The following is a 17242-nucleotide window of genomic DNA, read 5'->3' on the forward strand; positions in this document are numbered from 1 at the left end:
AGCGGTGCGGCTCTCGCACCGCCACCCAAACCGCTCAGCCACTCTCGAAAAGAGAACGGGGCTTCCCGGCCGGTGTGGCCGGGAAGCCCCGTAGTCTCAGCGAACGGACTCAGCTCAGGAGTCGGAATCCTTCTTGACGGAGCCGTCCGAACCGGAACCGCTACCGGTGCTCGCGCGCGTCCTGGCGGCACTGCTGCGGATGCCCTCCACCGGGCTGGGCTCACGCTGCACGGCCAGGTTGGGCCGCTCCTGGCTGAGCGCCTTGGCGATACCCAGGCACATCAGCAGCAGCACGATGCAGAACGGCAGCCCGGTCACGATCGAGGCGGTCTGCAACGCACTCAGCGCGTCGGCGCCGCTGGCCGCACCGGCTGCGAGCAGCACGCAGGCGATGACGCCCTCGGAGATCGCCCAGAACAGTCGCTGCTGCCACTTCGGATTCGGGTCGCCGCCGTTGGTGAGGATGTCGACCACCAGCGAGCCGGAGTCCGAGGAGGTGGCGAAGAACAGCACGACCACGACCACCGCGAGCACGGAGGCGAGGATCGAGAAGATGTCGGCGACCGGAAGCTGGTCCAGCAGTACGAACATCGCCTTGTTGAACCCGGCGTCGACGAGTGCCTGACCGTCCTCGCTACCGGAGAGCACATTACGCAGGCCTGAGTTGCCGAAGATGCTCAGCCACACGAAGGAGGCACCGACCGGGGCGAACATGGCGCCGCCGATGAAGTTGCGGATCGTCCGGCCGTAGGAGATCCGGGCGATGAACATACCCACGAACGGCGACCAGGCGATCCACCAGCCCCAGTAGAACAGCGTCCAGCCGGCCTGCCACTCCTGGGCGCTGCCGTTGCCGTTGTTCGGGAAGGTCTGGAAGCTCAGCTCCGGCAGGTGCTGGAAGTAGTAGCCGACGTTGCTGGCCAGCATGTTCAGCAGGTCCAGCGTGGGACCGAAGAAGAACACGAACAGCATCAGGATGAACGCCAACCACAGGTTGATCAGCGAGAGGTTCCGGATGCCCTTGTCGATGCCGAACATGACCGAGACCACGGCCACGGCGGTGATCGCCAGGATGACGATGACCTGCAGCATCGTGGTGTTCTCGATGCCGAACACCGCGTTGAGGCCCGCACCGACCTGGTTACCGCCGAGCCCCAGCGAGGTCGCCAGGCCGAACAGCGTGCCGAACACCGCGAGCACGTCGACGATGTGGCCCGGCCAGCGGTAGATCCAGTTGCCGATCAACGGGTAGAAGGCGGCGGCCGGACGCAGCGGCAGGCCCTTGCGGAAGGCGAAGTAACCCAGCGCGAGGCCGAGCACGATGTAGATCGCCCACGGGTGCAGGCCCCAGTGGAAGAACGTGAAGTTCATCGCGCGTTGCGCCGCGGCCTGGGTTCCCGGCTCACCGACCGGCGGATTCCCGAAGTGCCAGACCGGCTCGGCGACGGCGTAGAAGACCAGGCCGATACCCATACCGGCGGTGAACAGCATCGCGAACCACGCGAGATTGCTGTACTCCGGTCGGGAATCGGGGGGACCGATCCGGATCGTGCCGAAGCGGCTGACCATGATCGCCAACACGAAGACCACGAAGAACGTGGCCGAGAGGATGTAGAGCCACTCGAAGTTGGTGGTGATGAAGCTATTCACATTGGTCGAGACCGTGTTCAGATTCGACGGCGCGAGCACGCCCCAAAGCACGAAAGCGATCACCAGGATCCCCGAGGTGATGAACACCGGGGGATTGGTGTGCTCTTTCAGATGCTGTTTCATTACTGTACGTCACCTTTCCAGCGCATATCGACACAATTGCCATCTGCGCCGTAAGCAACCAAAGATCGCAACGGACGCGTTCGGCCACTGTGGTGGCTTCCCCAGCGCGGACCGCATATCACAGCGAACCACGGTAAAGACTGTTCCGCCGAATGTGAAACTCCAGCGCCAAACGATATGCAGTTGAAACACGAGAAATGTCGCCGGTCACAAAGTCCGACCGCGTTCGTGCTCGATCCGTCGCGCAAGGTGGTCGGTGTCGAGAGTTTCACGGCGAACACTGCCCGCCCGGTAGGCGGCACGCCCGACGAGCTGCGCCAACACCGGTGCCGTGATGGCCTGGAACAACCCGACCAGAATGAGCCCCGAGGCGTATCGCACTTCCAGATGTACCGCGCTGCCGAGCAGTATCAACACCAGGCCCAGGGTTTGCGGCTTGGTCGCCGCCTGCAGCCGAGCCGCGACATCGGGAAAAGTCAACAATCCTATCGCACCGAACAGACAGGACACGGCACCGGCTATCAGACATACCGCCGAGAACAGATCCAGCCAGCTCATCGATGCGACTCCTTCTTCTCGACGAGACGAGCGGCGCTGACCGAACCGATAAACGCCAGCAGGGCGAATGCCGCGGCCAACGCGACATTCGATCCGTCCTCGTTCATGCCCATCCCCACACATGTGGCGGCGACGATCAACGTGATGAACACGTCCAACGCCACTATGCGATCCAAAGTGCCCCGTCCGAGCAGCAAACGCACCAGAGAAAGCAATCCGGCCAGACACAACAAACCGAATGTGATAGCGAACACCACGCCCATCATCCGACCTCCGACCGATGATTCCGATCCACCATCCGCACCTGCTCGCCCGTTCCCACCGCGCGAACCACCCGGCGTTCCCAGCCGAGCACCTCACGCCGCACCCGATCGGTGGCGTGTGCCCCCGCACCGAGCGCGTAGACGTAACAGATCCGGTTGGCTCGGTCGATCTGCAGCACGAAATTGCCGGGGGCGAGCGAGACCGCGTTGGCCACCATCGCCATCAGGTGATCCGAGTCGGTGACCAGCGTCACCGCCACGATCGACGCCCGCACTCGCGGCCCCCGCACGACCGCCTCGAAAGCCACTCGCCCGGTGGAGACCACCAGATCCCATGCCAGGAAGAGCACGAGCTGACCGGCGCGCAGCGGACGCAGCCGGATGTCGGTGGCGATCGGCGGTGCCGGGAAGAACCCGATGACGAGCAGCCCCACCACGATCCCGAAGCAGACCGTGCCGAGATCGTAGGTCCCCCAGAGCAGCAACCAGACCAGCACCAGCCAGACCAGCAGCGGCAACCTGCGGACGGCTCTCCCGATCGGGTGCCGTCTGCTGACCACGTGCTCGCCGCCAGGGCGGCGCCGGTGCCGGTGGCGCGGTTCGGGATCAACCACCGGAATCACCTCCCAACACCGCCGTGCGGTACGCCTCCCCGGTGATCAGGTCGGTGGCGGCACGCCGGCTGACCTCGGCGAGCGGTCCGGCGAGTGCCGCGACGAGCACGGTGGACAGCACCAGCACCCCGGTGGCCCGCACCATCCCCGGCGAGGTGTCCCCGGTACCGACGACGAGTTCGTCGGTGGGGTCGGGATCGCCCTCGGGGTCACGCACCTGGCCCCAGAAGGCCCGGCTCCACACCCGGGCCACCGCGTAGAGCGTGAGCAGGCTGGTCAGCACCACGACACCGGTGGCCACGTAGCCCCAGACCGTGCCGACCCCGATCCCGGACCGCAGCAAGGCGAGCTTGGCGACGAAGCCGGAGAACGGTGGCACTCCGGCCAGGCTCAACGCGGGCACGGCGAACAGCACGGCCACCAGTGGGGATATCTTGGCCAGACCCCCCATCCTGCTCAGCGCGACCGTTCCGGTGTAGCGGGTGATCAGACCACTGACCAGGAACAGCGTCGCCTGCACCGTGATGTGGTGCACGATGTAGAGGATCACCCCGGTCAGCCCGGCGATGTCGTAGACGCCGAGTCCGAACAGCATGAACCCGATGTGGCTCACGAGCAGGAACGACAGCATCCGGTTGAGGTCGTTCTGCGCGAGCGCGCCGAGCGCGCCGACGATCATCGTCGCCATCGCCAGCGTGAGCATCAGCGGCCAGCTCGGTTCGCGTTCGAAGACCAGGATCTGGGTGCGGATCATGGCGTAGATACCGACCTTGGTCAGCAACGCGGCGAGGATGGCGGTGATCGGCGCGGGCGCGTTGGGGTAGCTGTCCGGCAGCCAGAAGTGCAGCGGAACCATGGCCGACTTGACGCCGAACACGATGACCATCAGCAGCGCGAGCGCGCGCACCGGCGCGGGCGGCAGTTGCCCCATCTCCAGGGCGAGGTCGGCCAGGTTCACCGTGCCGGTGGCGGCGTAGACCAGCCCGATCATGGTCAGGAACAGCACCGAGGAGGACAGGCTCACGATCGTGTAAGTCATCCCGGCCCGCACCCGGCTCGCGGTGGTGCGCCGATTGATCAACACGTAGGAGGAGGCGAGCATGATCTCGAACGCCACGAACAGGTTGAACAGGTCACCGGTCAAATAGGCCAGTGACACTCCCGAGCACAGCACCAGGTAGATGGGGTGGAAGGTGGTGCTGGCGGTTCCGCGCCCGTAGTCGGTGATGCGCTGACCGATGGAGTACAGCAGCACCGCGAACATCACGATCACGCTGATCAGCAGCAGCAGCGCGGCCAACCGGTCGGCCACGAGCGCGATCCCGACCGGAGCGGCCCAACCGCCGAGGTGCAGCACCAGCGGTCCGTGCACATCGGCGAAGTACAGCAGCACAGCCGCGTCCACGACGATCACGCCGAGTACCAGCAGCCCGAGCAGGCGTTGCACGTCGGCGAACCGTCCGAACGCCATGGACAGTCCGGCCGCCGCCAGCGGAAGCAGCACCGGAACGGCTACCAGTTCGCTCACCGGGTGGCCTCCGAATCCAGTTCCCGCTCGGTCTCCTCGTCCGCCTCGGCCAACTCGGCCTCCAGCCTGCGGATCCTGCGGTCCTCCACGTCGTCCTGCACCTCGTCGTGCCCGAGCAACTGCCAGGCGCGGTAGGCGAGGGCGAGCAGGAACGTGGTCAACGCGAAGGTGATGACGATGGCCGTGAGAGCCATGGCCTGCGGCAACGGATCGGCCATCCGCTCGATCGGGGCATCGCCGAGCATCGGGGGGCGTCCGGCCTGACTGCCACCCGCCAGTTGCAACAGCAGGTTGGCGCCGTGCCCGAGGATCACGATGCCCAGCAGCACGCGCATCAGGGAACGCTGCAGCAGCAGGTAGAACCCGGTGGCGTAGAGCCCGCCGAGCACGATCGCCATCGTCAGGTTCACGGTGTTCATCGCGGACCACCTCCCGGCGCGGCGATGTCGGCCTCGATTCCCGATCCGAGTGTGCGCAGCAGGTCGAGCACCACTCCGAGGATCAGCAGATAGACACCGATGTCCAGGAACAGACTGCTGACCACCTTGATCTTGCCGAGCAGCGGGACGGCGAAGGTGAAGCTCGCGCTCTCCAGCACCACACCGCCGAACAGCACCGGCACCAGACCGGTGAGCACGGCGGTCGTCAGTCCGATCCCGATCAGCACCGGTGGGCGCATGGACACCGTGGAGCTGTCGTCCAGCCTGCCGCCCGCGAGGTAGCGCAGCACGAATGCCTGCCCCGCCACCAGACCACCGCTGAATCCGCCGCCGGAGCGGTAGTGCCCGGCGAACAGCAGGTACACCGAGAAGACGATCACCGTCGGGAACACCACGCGTGCGACGAGCTCCAGCAGGATGGTTCGTTCCCGGGGATCCCGGCTGTACCCGGAGAGCAACCAGCGCTCGGCCGGAGCGTCGGAATGGAACCAGGCACCCTCGGCCGCTTCGCCCTGCCCGTCGGATGCTCGGGAATCGGTCATGTGCGTCCCTTTCCGCCGCGTTCGCCGGGAGCCCGCCCGGCGGTGGACAGGGATTCCCAGTCGGACCTGGCGTGTTTCCTGCGACGTGCGGACCTGGCACTGAGCACCAGACTGGCCACTCCGGTGGCCGCCACGGCCAGTACCGAGAGTTCGCCCACGGTGTCGAAGGCGCGGAAGTCGATGATGATCGCGTTGACCACGTTGGTGGCGGAGGTGCCCTCCTCCGCGTGTTCCAGGTACTCCCTGCTCACCGCCGAGGGGGTGTCGCGCGCCGAGCTGAAGATCAGCGCGGCGAACCCGACGAACACCCCGCCCGCCAGCGAGATCAGCACCTTCGGCAACCGCACCCGACGTGAGGAGGGAGTCTCGGTGAACCGGGCGGGCAACCGGCGCAGCACCAGCACGAACGCGATCAGCGTCAGCGTCTCCACCAGGAACTGGGTCAGCGCGAGGTCGGGACCGCCGCCGACGATGAACATCCCACCGATGGCGTAACCGATGACTCCCACGAGCAGCACCGCCGTGATCCGTCGTGTCGCGCGGACCACCCCTGCCGCGGCGATCAGGATGACCAGCGCAAGCGGCAGTTGCAGCACGTTGTCCCACCAGCGCAGCTGTTCGATCGGGGTCACCCTGATCAACAGCACCGAGCCGGGAACGGCCAGCACCGTGAGCAGGATGATCCCGAGGTAGGTGGGCAGGGAACCCACCTGCACCCGGCCGGTGACCCCGACGGCGAGCCGTTCCAACGAGCCCATGACGCGTTCGTAGCCGCGCTGGGCGTCGAGCGGGCTCGGCAACCGGTCGCGCAGCCGGTTCAGTCCGGCGTTGTAGGCGGCGAGCGCCAGGCCACCGAGCAGTGTGATCAGGGAGAGCGCCAGCGGGAGGTTGAAGCCGTGCCAGAGCCCCAGGTGGTATTCCCCGGAGTGGCCCACGGCTCGTTCGGCGTAGGTGGCGGCGAGTTCGTCGGTCACCGGGTAGGCGACCCCGAGCGCCAGGCACAGCAGCGCCGTGACGGCGGGTGGGAGCAGCATCCCGACGGGCGGGGGGTGGACCTCGGTGGGCATCGTGTCGCGCTTGGACGCGAAACCGCCGACCAGCAGTCGTGCGGTGTAGGCCACCGTGAGCACGGATCCCAGTACGAGCCCCACCTCGACCGCGACCGCGGGTCCGGCGCCGAGGTAGGCCTCGAACGCGGCCTCCTTCGCCACGAATCCGATCATCGGAGGCACCCCGGCCATGGACATGGCGGCCAGCGCCGCCACCGTGGCCACCCAGGGAAGACGGCGACCGACCCCCGAGAGTTCACGGATGTCCCTGGTGCCGGTCTGGTGATCGACGATACCGATGACCAGGAACAGCGTCGCCTTGAAGGCGCCGTGGGCCAGCAGCATGCCCGCCAGTGCCAGCTCTCCGGTGTAGCTCCCGGAGCCCGCCAGCACCATCAAGAACCCCAGCTGGCTGATCGTGCCGTAGGCCAGCAGCAGTTTGAGGTCGTACTCCCGCAGCGCACGCCAACCGCCGACGAACATGGTAACCAGCCCGAACACCGCGGTCACCACGGGCAGATAGGACACTTCGGACAGTACCGGCGTTAGCCTTCCGATCAGGAAGACGCCCGCTTTGACCATGGAGGCGGCGTGCAGGTAGGCGCTGATCGGGGTGGGGGCGACCATCGCGGCGGGCAGCCAGTTGTGGAACGGAACCTGCGCCGACTTGGTGAACGCCCCCACGAGGATCAGCCCGGTGGCGATCGCGGCGGCGGAACCGGTGGGCGGTTCGGCCGCCAGTCGCGAGATCCGGTAGGTGCCGCTCGTCTCGCCGAGCACGATGAACCCCAGCAGCATCACCAGGCCACCCAGCGTGGTCACCAGCAGGGCCTGCAGTGATGCCCGGCGGGATTCCCTGCTCACCCCGGACTGACCGACGAGCAGGAACGAGCAGATCGTGGTCAGTTCCCAGAAGATGTAGAGGGTGAGCAGGTGGTCGGCCAGCACCAGTCCGAACATGGCGCCCGCGAAGGCCAACAACAGCGGGGCGGAACGTTTCGCGTCACCGCTCGGGGTCTCGAAGTACCACCTGGAGTACAGCAGGACGAGCACACCGATCCCCGACACCAGCAGCGTCATCACCAACGCCAGGGTGTCCAGCCGGAACACGAACTCCAGCCCCAGCGTTGCCGACCAGGTCACCCGTTCGACGGGCTGATCACCTGCCAGCACCGCCGCCGCGTGCGCCAGTGCCCAGCACAGCGCCGCGGCGGGCGGCAGCGCGGCCACGAGGTAGGCGGCGCGGGTGTGGCGCATCGCGACCGGAGGCAGCAGGAGCGCGACCAGCAGGTGCGAGATCACCAGCGCGAGCACGAATCCCTCCCCTGCTGTGGCGTTGCTGGTCCGCTGTGGCGTTGCGGGTTTGCTGTGGCGTTGCGGCCGTCGGCGCCGCGACACGGTCCGTGCGACGGTGCTTCCGCCACCGCCTGCCGCCGTGGTGGCGGGCCGGTTGCGAACCCCGAGCGGTACCGCGTCTGTGCTGTCCGGACCAGCCACGATGGCCCGATCACCGTCAAACTTAGCCCACGATCGCCCGAAACACCCGATCGTTCCGGCTCGCGGACCAGGGTGTTTCGCGGCAGGCCGGAGCGTTTCCGCCGGTTTCGGCGGCGAACCGGCCGTGCGGCCGGCTTCCGGAAGAGTCGATCACGTGGGAAAGTTCACTGTCCGTAACACGCCGGGAACACGAACGGGGGCATTTCGTCGGGCTTGCCCGTTCGCTCCCGGAAGTCGGCCGGTACGGCGGCGCGGGGTCGCCGTACCGGGCATCACGCCGCCGTGAAGTCGCCCGAACACCTTGTGGAGCAGTCGTGGCGGCTTGTTGGAGAATCGGGGCGTGCCCAAGGAGGAACCGGAAGAAAGCAGTATCGGTCGGCTGATCGCCGACCGATACCGAATGCGCGCCAGGATCGGCGGCGGGGCGATGGGCTCGGTTTGGTCCGGCATGGACGAACTGCTGCGCAGGCCGGTCGCCATCAAGGCTGTGCGGCTACCACCGGGCATCCCGGAGGCCGAGGCCGCGGAGATACGCGAACGCACGCTGCGGGAGGCACGCGCCACCGCGGTGGTGGTCCATCCCAACGTGGTCACCCTCTACGACGTCGCCCGCGAGGGCGACGAGCCGTTCGTGGTGATGGAGCTGGTGCCCTCGCACAGCCTGGCGAACATCATCGCCGACCACGGCCCGCTGGACGACGGCCAACTCGCCGTCGTGATCGACTCGGTCGCCTCGGCGCTGGAGACCGCACACCAGGCCGGTGTGGTGCACCGGGACGTGAAGCCGGGCAACATCCTGCTGGCCGCGGACGGGCGGATCAAGCTCAGCGACTTCGGAATCTCCCGCAACGTGGCAGAGCCCACGCTCACCCGCACCGGGATCATGCTGGGCACTCCGGCATTCATCGCTCCGGAGGTGGCGGCCGGCGAGACCGTCACCGCCGCGGCCGACCTCTGGGGACTGGGTGCGGCCCTGTACGCCGCCGCGGAGGGCGTGCCGCCGTACGACACCGACGACAATCCGGTCGCCACCATCAACTCGGTGGTCAACGGCCCCGTCCCCGGCACGGCCAGACCCGGCCCGATCGGTGAGGTCATCACGGCCCTGCTGGTCAAGGATCCGCGACGGCGCATGTCGCTGCGCGAGGTGCGCGGTCTCGTGCAACCGCTGCTGCCGGATCCCGGCGCGGAGCCGTTCGCTGGGCTGGTTCCAGAGGAATCGGCGACGGTGCGGACACCGCTGCCGGACGGGTCCGATTCGGAACCGGGCAGACGGTCCGGATCCTCGTGGCCCGCGGAGCCCGCCTCGGGATCCGGATGGGGCTCGGGGGAAGCCTCCGGTAGCGGTTCCCAGCGCGACAACGGTCCGCGGTACAGCGGTGGGGCCTCCGAGAACCTCACCGCTTCGGGCGGGGCACCGGACGAACCGGGTTCGGCCCCGCTGGCGGCCGATCCGGGACCACTGCCGTTCACCCCCAGCGAGCCACCGAGGCAGCGGAAGCGTCGCTCGCCGCTCGGCGTGTTGCTGCTGACGCTGGCGGCGGTGCTGTTGTTCGTACCGGCCGCGGGAGCATCGTTCGTGGGAACCCGGATACTCGCCGGCGAACAGGTGATCCCCGACTACGACGACCCGGGGCCCGAGACCCTCCAGCGGCAGGAACTCGTGGAGCTGGAGGGGAACACCGGAACGCTGGAACATCGCAACGACGGTGGTGGCGGCTACTACTCCATGCCCGTGCCCGAGGGGTGGACGCGCTACCAGGAGTACACCAGTGAGACCCCGACCCGCAGCATGACCGCTCGGTTCGTTTCCCCTGGCGGGAGGACGGAACTGGCGGTGCAGCGGTTCGGGGGTTACTACGAGCGCGACTACACCACGGAGGGCTACATAGCCGCCCTCGAGGAAAGACAGCGCGGCGCGAACAACACCTTCGAGCTGCGCTCCAGGAAATTCATCGTCAGCGATGCGAGAGGCGCGCCGAGAGATACGCAGCTGACGTACAACGTGCTCATCAGATCGTACGACGCGAATCCGACGGAGCGGGAGCCACTGCTGCGTCACGTGGCGGCTCGGCTGATGTCCCGCGACGGTGATCTGTGGATCGTGCGGGTGACCACTTCCGCCACGATGCGAGAGGCGCAACGACTGCTGGCACGAACCGTGAACCGGTTCGAGACCCAAAGCTGACCACTCGCCGAACAGGCCGACTCCCGATCGCGCGCCGACTCCCGATCGCGCGGAGCCGCCCCCGAGCACGGCGAGGAGGAACCACGGTTCCGAGCGAGCTCCGGCACGGGCGAGAGACTCGTGACGGGCTCGTTGGTTAGGCTGACCGACTGTGACGTCTTCCACCACATCGGAGTTGCCCGATCCGGCGGCCGTGGCGAGCAACGCGGCTGCGACCCTGGCCGAGCTGACCGGAGTCGCCGGTCACGACCTGGCGGTGGTGCTCGGTTCGGGGTGGCAGCCCGCGGCCGAGGAGCTGGGAACGCCCGACAGCGAACTCGACATGTCCGAACTGCCCGGTTTCGACCCGCCGGCGGCGGTGGGACACACCGGCAGGATCCGCTCGCTGCGCATCGGGAACAAGCGCGTCCTGGTACTGCTCGGCCGAACCCACCTCTACGAGGGTCGCGGGGTGGAAAAGGTCGTCCACGGGGTGCGGACCGCCGTGGCGGCGGGCTGTCGCACGGTGGTGCTTACCAACGCCGCGGGGGGTCTGCGCGAGGACATGAGCGTGGGGCAGCCGGTGCTCATCAGCGACCACCTGAACATGACGGCCCGCTCCCCGCTGGTGGGAGCCAGGTTCGTCGACCTCACCGACCTGTACGCGACGCGGCTGCGCGAGATCGCGACCTCGATCGACCCCTCGCTGACCGAGGGCGTCTACGCGTGCATGCCGGGACCGCACTTCGAGACACCCGCCGAGATCCGGATGCTGCGCACCCTGGGTGCCGAGCTGGTGGGCATGTCCACAGTGCAGGAAGCGATCGCCGCACGCGCGGGAGGCGCCGAAGTGTTCGGGCTGTCGCTGGTCACCAACCTCGCGGCAGGCATGACCGGGGAGCCGCTGAACCACCAGGAAGTGCTGGAGGCGGGCAGGGCCGCCGCGGGCAGGATGGGCAAGCTGTTGCGCTCGCTGGCCGAGCGCTCCTGATCGAGTTCTCCGGCCCGATCGGCGCGCATCGCCGGAGGTGATCGTGATGTCCCGGGAACGACGAGTCCTGGAAGCCGCGCGGGAGTGGCTGGCGGGCGAGGTCGACGAGGCCGACCACGCGGAGCTGTCCGAGCTGACGCGGCGTGCGGTGAACGGGGACTCGGACGCCGCGTCGGACCTCGCGGACCGCGTGGCGGGCTCACCCGCCTTCGGCACGGCCGGGATTCGCGCGTCGCTCCGGGCGGGACCGAACGGGATGAACCGCGCCGTGGTGATCCGCACGACCGCCGGGCTGGCCGGTTGGCTTCGTCGGCGCGGCACGGTGGGCACCGTGGTCGTCGGCCACGACGCCAGGCACGGTTCCCGCCGGTTCGCCGTGGACGCGGCCGACGTGCTGTGCGCGGCCGGTTTCGAGGTGCGGGTACTGCCGGAACCGCTGCCCACCCCGGTGCTGGCTCGCGCGACACGGGCGCTGGGAGCCGTCGCGGGGGTACAACTGACCGCTTCGCACAACCCGCCCACCGACAACGGTTACAAGGTCTACCTGGCGGGAGGCGACCCGCTCGCCGCACCGTACGACGCCGAGATCGAGGGTGCGATCTCCGAGGTGGGCGCCGCCGCCACCGTGCCCCGGGAGCGCGGTTGGCACCACTACGAGCGTGCGCTGCCCGAATACCTCGAACGAGTGGCCGAACTCGTCGGGGACGGTGCCGGAGGACTAAGGGTGGCGGTGACGGCACTGCACGGTGTGGGGGCCGAACCGCTGGAACGGGCCCTGCGGAACGCCGGTTTCACCGACACGCACTTCGTCGCCGCACAACGGCGACCCGATCCCGACTTCCCGACCGTGGACTTCCCCAACCCGGAGGAACCGGGCGCCACCGACGCCGTACTCGAACTGGCACGTGACATCGACGCCGACCTCGCCGTGGCGCTGGATCCGGACGCGGACAGGTGCGCGCTGGGCGTGCCCACCCGGGAGGGCGGCTGGCGGATGCTGCGGGGTGACGAGACCGGAGTGCTGCTCGGCGACCACGTGCTATCCACAATGGACAGAGAAGTCGACCCGGATCCGCTGGTGGCGACCACGATCGTCTCCTCTTCCATGCTGGAGTCGGTGGCACGCGCGCACGGGGCGCGTTACGACGAGACGCTGACCGGTTTCAAGTGGCTGATGCGAGCGGGCGACGGCAGTGGCGGCGGGCTGGTCTACGCCTACGAGGAAGCGCTCGGGCACTGCGTCGACCCGGATCACGTGCGGGACAAGGACGGGATCGCCACGGCGGTACTGGCCTGCGATCTCGCGGCCACGCTGGCACGTGACGGCACGACGCTGTCGGAACGGCTGGCTGAGCTGGAGATCGAGCACGGGGTGCACGAGACGGAACAGATCACGGTACGCATGACGGATCCGGGGACGAGGGCGGAGACGATGCGACTGCTGCGGCGGAACCCGCCGACCGAACTGGCCGGAACACCGATGGAAACACGTGACCTGCTGCCCGAGGCCGATGTGCTGATTCTGCGGGACGCGGGCGACGAGAAGTCCGGAAGACCGAGGGTGGTGATCCGTCCTTCCGGGACGGAGCCCAAGCTCAAGTGCTATCTGCAGACGATCGTCCCGGTCGAGGGACCGGAGTCGACCGAGGGCTCGGAGCGGGTATCGGGGCTGACAGCCGCGCGCGGCCGTGCGCGGGAACTGCTCGCCGCGCTCACCTCGGAGGTTCGTTCGTTGGTCGGCTCCTGAAAGCGCCGGCCCGACAGTTCGGGAACCGCGGCCGGTTCCCCTTCGGCAGGAGGAGTCGAAACGACCCGACTCGTGTGCCGGTATCGAAAAGCGCGATCACCTACGAGGGACCCGCGCGACCACCAAGCCGTGCGGTGGTGTCCACCGGGAGGCTCACGTACCGACCGAAGCGCACACGAGTAGGCGGTACCGTACGAACGCCGTGGGCGACGCGGTTTCGCGGGACCATCACGGCGGCGGCACGCGACCGCCAAGCCGCGTGGCGTGACCCCCAAGCCACGCCCTCCGACCGCCCGGCCGCGATGGCACCGGAATGTCGCCACGCTGTTCGACGTACAGCGTGTTCCGCGGCATCCGCCTCATTGCCGGACCGGACCGAACAGGACATACCCCTCGCTCCCCTACCGAATACTCGCCTCGATTCGACCGGTGTCGAACCGGATGTTCCCGTTCCGTTCGGGAGCATCACGGATGTGACGCGACACGAGCGCGTTCGGTTCCATCGTGTCGGAGATCTCCGGTCGATTCTTCCGATCGGCTCTTCCGAGCGGGATGGGCGGCGAGCCCCCGCGAGCTCGGTTTCGCGGGATTCAACCCCGCCGCGCCACGAGCTCGGCCCAACCCGGCTCGTCGGGCAACGGTCGTTCGGCCCAGTCGGCGGGCCATTTCCGGCGCGTGTCGTCGTCCAACCGGGTCATCGCCCCGGTGAGTGCGGCAGTGGTCTGCGTGCCGAAGTCCACCTCTCCCGCGAAGGTCGCACCTCGGAAGGTCACGCCCTCGCCCTCGAAGCCGACGCGGCGGAAATCCCCGAGGCCGCTGAATCGCACTCCGCGGAAATCGGCTTGCCGCTCGAACAGCGTCCCCCGGAACACGGCCGGACCGTGGAAACTGGCATCGGCGAAAGTGGCCGAACGCACGCGGCACCGGGAGAACGTGAAGGTGTGCAGTACGGCTCCGGACAGGTTCAACGCTATGTCCGGCCAGAACAGCGAGTCCTCCGCCGGTTCCTCGTCGAGCCGCAGGTGGGTGACCAGCACCTGCTGCGCGGCCTGCCGCACCTCGAACTCCTGGGGACCGCCGTGCTCGGGGCTCGGCTGTTCGTCCGACGCCTCCGGGGACATCCGCAGATAGGCGCAGATGAGATCGACGATCGTCTGCCGGTGCGTCGGGTAGGTCTGGCCGAGCCGTTCCAGGGCGAAGATCCCGGCCAGCCGCACCGGGGCCTTGTCGGCGCTGAGCTGCTCGGCGGCTCTGCCGTAGAGTTCGGTGACCCGGGTCTCGGTGGCATCGTGATCCCGGCGCAGAATGCTGACCTCGGTGCTGCGCTGCCGCCGGGCCGCCAACCAGAGAGCGGCGGCGCCGCCCGTGCCCACTCCGATGCTCGCCGAGGTGCGTACGGCTTCGAGGATCACCTTGGGCGGCGCGTCCCGCAGCACGACCACCAGCAGGGTCGTCGAGAGCAGCGTGATCCCGACGACCACGACGGCGCCGATCGTGATCGCCCTGTTGCTGAGCACCCGGGGAACTTCCGGGGTTCGCTGGGAACGTGCCACGGTTCCCGATCATGGCAAACCCCGCGGCGCGATTGGCCGGAATCGACGAACTCCCCGCTCGAAGTCTCCGGTGCCGCGACGGCACCACGCCGTGCTACGGAGAAACAAAGCATTCGAAGAACGGGCGCGATCAGGGTACGTTCGGGATATGGCTACCGAGATGATCCCTTCCCGAAGGGAAGATGCCGCGTAACCGGCCCGCGCGCGTTCGGCGCGCACCACGGACGACTCCGACGACCGAGATTCCCGGTGTGTCACGCCGCGTGGCACACGCCCTGGACCGGCTGGGCCGCGAAGATCTCGACGCGGCGAGCGTGGCAGTAGCGCTCAAGCGATGGAAGTGGGCTTGTCACGCCCCCGCCGCGAGACTTCAGGGCGAGCACAACGACCTCACCGAGTTCGTCGCCCCCTTCGCCAGGGACGACCTGGAACGCGCGCTCCGAGCCCTGCCGAGACATCTCGCCAGGGAGCTGCGCTCCCAGGTCGCACCGCTGGACGAGCTCTACATCGCCAAAACAGTCCCGGTCCCCACGTGGACCAACGGGAACTGGTGGGAGAACCGCCGCTGACAACCGCGGCACAGCAGAGTCGAACGAGGAACGGTGCGTTGGCACCTCACCAACTCCGACGAGGGAATCGGAAGCTCGGATTCCACACACTACCGCAAAAACGCCCGTGGGACGCGGCAACAGCCGTGTCCCACGGACAGATCCTAACTATCACACAAGAGGCTTAACGTCGGTGATGCTGTCATTCCACGAACCGAAAACGGCCCAGAGGTCACTCTCGGCCTTACCTGCCGCGACGGTCCAGGCAGCGCCTTCACCGGCGCCGAAGGTGACCGGCCCCTCAGTGTTGTTGTAGTAGGAGGAAGCCTTGTTGTTTATCCAGTTGGGCAGACGATGCCACTGGTTGTCCTCCCAGCCGGGAACCTTGTACATGGCCTCTGAATAGTCGGCATCCACCCAGAGGCAAACGTAGTACTGCGGGCAATCCGAAGCACCTGCGGTCACAGAGCTCTCCTCCGCTGTCACGGATGTCGCGGCTGAAGCGGTCAACGCGGAACCGAACAACGCACCGACAGTCATCAGAGCAGTCACGGAGAACTTAACCAAGTTACGCAACACAACCTCTTTTCTCCTCGTAATCTTTCGGCCCCAGCGAGTGACCGACATCGATGCCGATCAACGAGTGAACCCGCAAACAACGAACCTGTTGAACAAGTCACAAATATTCTCCACGGAAAACACCAAGAAAAATCTATGATAGTGTTGCGTTCTGTATCGACACAGACAACCCGCGTGAATCTTCACAGTGCACCCCGTGCAGTCAATAGAACATTTGACGGAGCACGTTGGTCGGCAGCACTGGGAAAAATCAGCGATCCGCACTACCGCGGATAAAGTTAAAAATATTTCCGAATCACCGGAGACAGGCATCGAATCGCCGGCAAAACCCGGTCCGCGGAAAATTCCCCCGACGAGAGGTCCCGAAAATTTAGCAAACACGGCCTTTCCGGTCGAATTTCGGAATACTCACCTTTTCCTGAGAACAAAGAGATAATTTCGAACACCGTCTATCAGAGTATCGGCGCTACGCCAATTACCGCCGTGCCAGAAGTACATGTCGTATCCTTGCTCAAGAAGCTGGCGAACAAATTTTTCGGGATCCACCCCGTACTTGTCGAGATGCCTCTTCTCGATTTCCATCAGAAGTGACGGCATGAACCGTTTCAACGTTTTTTCCGCGCCCGCCAGCACCGAGGGCTCGTACCCCTCCACGTCTATTTTCATGAAGTCCACCCGCTGGATCCCCATCTTCTCGCACGTCTCGTCCACGGAGAACGTGTCCGCATCGACCGTACGAAAACTCCCCGAATCTTGGGTTCCCGAACGGGAGAGTTCGGAGTCGAGGATGTGAGCATGACCGTGGATCGGGAGACCGAAACGCACGGGAACGGCTACGGTATTCCGGCCCGATGTCTCACCCACCGCACCTCGGGTTATACTCATGTTCCGGTTCCGGATCACACCAGCCAACGAGGAAAAGATCCGGTGTGGTTTTTTCTGCGGCTCGAAGGAATAAACGGCCCCCTGTTTCCCGACGAGTTCCGCCAACGGAAAACTGTACATACCGTAGGCGGCACCGATGTCGAAACAGATGTCACCCGGGCCGACCACTCGCTTCAAACCCTGGATCTCCGGCTCCACCAGACGCAGCCGTGAAAGTCGATGAAGCCCGAAGGAAACAGCCTTCGAGGGCATTCCGGAAAATTTAGTACCCGACACGTAGTCCCCAAACATCAGTTCAACCCCGAAAATGGTCCACAAAATCAATCGTCCCCCGGGCGCGCATCACGTTTCCCCATCCCGAAGGGATATCTTCCACGAACGGAAGCACAACCCCGAAGCCGCAGTGGAGGCAAGCGGACATCGGTGGAATACGCAACTTTCCCGAGGTGATGATCTTGGCCTTTATACATGTACCAGAGAAGGGGATCATCGCACCACTGGAACGGAT

At 66.6% G+C, this 17242-nt stretch carries 15 protein-coding genes; 4 read left to right on the forward strand and 11 right to left on the reverse strand.

Going from position 1 to position 17242, the window contains the following annotated elements:
• Positions 1-114 precede the first annotated feature (114 nt).
• From BM150_RS16480 to mbhE, 8 genes are all read right to left on the reverse strand, one after another.
• A complete protein-coding gene (locus tag BM150_RS16480) occupies positions 115-1773 on the reverse strand; it encodes a BCCT family transporter (RefSeq protein WP_092928172.1) in 1659 nt (552 codons plus the stop codon).
• Between the two features lie 207 nt (positions 1774-1980).
• On the reverse strand, positions 1981-2331 hold the full coding sequence (mnhG, locus tag BM150_RS16485; RefSeq protein WP_092928173.1) for a monovalent cation/H(+) antiporter subunit G: 351 nt from the start codon (positions 2329-2331) through the stop codon (positions 1981-1983).
• Positions 2328-2594, reverse strand: coding sequence for a monovalent cation/H+ antiporter complex subunit F (locus BM150_RS16490; RefSeq protein WP_092928174.1), 267 nt, complete (start codon positions 2592-2594; stop codon positions 2328-2330). The genes mnhG and BM150_RS16490 overlap by 4 nt, the downstream gene beginning before the upstream one ends.
• Positions 2594-3208: a Na+/H+ antiporter subunit E gene (locus tag BM150_RS16495; protein ID WP_175496869.1), complete on the reverse strand. Its 615-nt coding sequence runs from the start codon at positions 3206-3208 to the stop codon at positions 2594-2596. Before BM150_RS16495 ends, BM150_RS16490 begins: the two co-directional genes overlap by 1 nt.
• Positions 3201-4736 carry a Na+/H+ antiporter subunit D gene (locus BM150_RS16500; protein WP_092928175.1) on the reverse strand — a complete coding sequence of 512 codons (1536 nt, stop codon included), beginning with the start codon at positions 4734-4736 and terminating at the stop codon, positions 3201-3203. Before BM150_RS16500 ends, BM150_RS16495 begins: the two co-directional genes overlap by 8 nt.
• The gene (locus tag BM150_RS16505; RefSeq protein ID WP_092928176.1) at positions 4733-5155 is read right to left on the reverse strand and encodes a Na(+)/H(+) antiporter subunit C; all 423 of its coding nucleotides are present in this window, start codon (positions 5153-5155) and stop codon (positions 4733-4735) included. Before BM150_RS16505 ends, BM150_RS16500 begins: the two co-directional genes overlap by 4 nt.
• Positions 5152-5718: an MnhB domain-containing protein gene (locus BM150_RS16510; RefSeq protein ID WP_092928177.1), complete on the reverse strand. Its 567-nt coding sequence runs from the start codon at positions 5716-5718 to the stop codon at positions 5152-5154. Before BM150_RS16510 ends, BM150_RS16505 begins: the two co-directional genes overlap by 4 nt.
• Positions 5715-8264 (reverse strand): hydrogen gas-evolving membrane-bound hydrogenase subunit E, encoded by a 2550-nt coding sequence (gene mbhE, locus BM150_RS16515; protein WP_245755543.1) that lies wholly within the window; start codon positions 8262-8264, stop codon positions 5715-5717. The genes BM150_RS16510 and mbhE overlap by 4 nt, the downstream gene beginning before the upstream one ends.
• Positions 8265-8604: 340 nt before the next feature.
• On the opposite strand from mbhE, the gene BM150_RS16520 reads away from it, so the two are divergent.
• The 3 genes from BM150_RS16520 (at position 8605) to BM150_RS16530 (ending at position 13169) form a co-directional block, all read left to right on the forward strand.
• Positions 8605-10452, forward strand: a complete 1848-nt coding sequence (locus BM150_RS16520; RefSeq protein ID WP_245755544.1) for a serine/threonine-protein kinase — start codon at positions 8605-8607, stop codon at positions 10450-10452.
• A gap of 151 nt (positions 10453-10603) precedes the next feature.
• Entirely contained in the window at positions 10604-11422 is an 819-nt protein-coding gene (locus BM150_RS16525) for a purine-nucleoside phosphorylase (protein WP_092928179.1), read from the forward strand.
• Between the two features lie 46 nt (positions 11423-11468).
• Positions 11469-13169, forward strand: a complete 1701-nt coding sequence (locus BM150_RS16530; protein ID WP_092928258.1) for a phospho-sugar mutase — start codon at positions 11469-11471, stop codon at positions 13167-13169.
• Positions 13170-13759: 590 nt separating this feature from the next.
• On the opposite strand, the gene BM150_RS16535 is transcribed toward BM150_RS16530, so the two are convergent.
• The gene (locus tag BM150_RS16535) at positions 13760-14722 is read right to left on the reverse strand and encodes a pentapeptide repeat-containing protein (protein WP_217641691.1); all 963 of its coding nucleotides are present in this window, start codon (positions 14720-14722) and stop codon (positions 13760-13762) included.
• A 251-nt stretch (positions 14723-14973) separates the two neighbouring features.
• On the opposite strand from BM150_RS16535, the gene BM150_RS16540 reads away from it, so the two are divergent.
• Positions 14974-15291, forward strand: a complete 318-nt coding sequence (locus BM150_RS16540) for a hypothetical protein (RefSeq protein ID WP_139219563.1) — start codon at positions 14974-14976, stop codon at positions 15289-15291.
• A gap of 150 nt (positions 15292-15441) precedes the next feature.
• Here the strand turns inward: BM150_RS16540 and BM150_RS16545 are convergent, their stop codons facing one another.
• Together BM150_RS16545 and BM150_RS16550 are read right to left on the reverse strand one after the other, a co-directional pair.
• Complete coding sequence (locus BM150_RS16545) at positions 15442-15735, reverse strand: peptidase inhibitor family I36 protein (protein WP_217641692.1); 294 nt, start codon at positions 15733-15735, stop codon at positions 15442-15444.
• A 522-nt stretch (positions 15736-16257) separates the two neighbouring features.
• On the reverse strand, positions 16258-16986 hold the full coding sequence (locus tag BM150_RS16550; RefSeq protein WP_175496871.1) for an FkbM family methyltransferase: 729 nt from the start codon (positions 16984-16986) through the stop codon (positions 16258-16260).
• Between the last annotated feature and the right edge of the window lie 256 nt (positions 16987-17242).

It is taken from the genome of Actinopolyspora alba (genome assembly GCF_900112765.1).
GTDB lineage: Bacteria > Actinomycetota > Actinomycetes > Mycobacteriales > Pseudonocardiaceae > Actinopolyspora > Actinopolyspora alba.

Coding starts and splice junctions, on each gene's coding strand:
- BM150_RS16490 (WP_092928174.1), bottom strand. CDS start 2,594: ATGGGCGTGGTGTTCGCTATCACATTCGGTTTGTTGTGTCTGGCCGGA.
- BM150_RS16505 (WP_092928176.1), bottom strand. CDS start 5,155: ATGAACACCGTGAACCTGACGATGGCGATCGTGCTCGGCGGGCTCTAC.
- BM150_RS16480 (WP_092928172.1), bottom strand. CDS start 1,773: ATGAAACAGCATCTGAAAGAGCACACCAATCCCCCGGTGTTCATCACC.
- mnhG (WP_092928173.1), bottom strand. CDS start 2,331: ATGAGCTGGCTGGATCTGTTCTCGGCGGTATGTCTGATAGCCGGTGCC.
- BM150_RS16510 (WP_092928177.1), bottom strand. CDS start 5,718: ATGACCGATTCCCGAGCATCCGACGGGCAGGGCGAAGCGGCCGAGGGT.
- BM150_RS16550 (WP_175496871.1), bottom strand. CDS start 16,986: ATGCCCTCGAAGGCTGTTTCCTTCGGGCTTCATCGACTTTCACGGCTG.
- BM150_RS16530 (WP_092928258.1), top strand. CDS start 11,469: ATGTCCCGGGAACGACGAGTCCTGGAAGCCGCGCGGGAGTGGCTGGCG.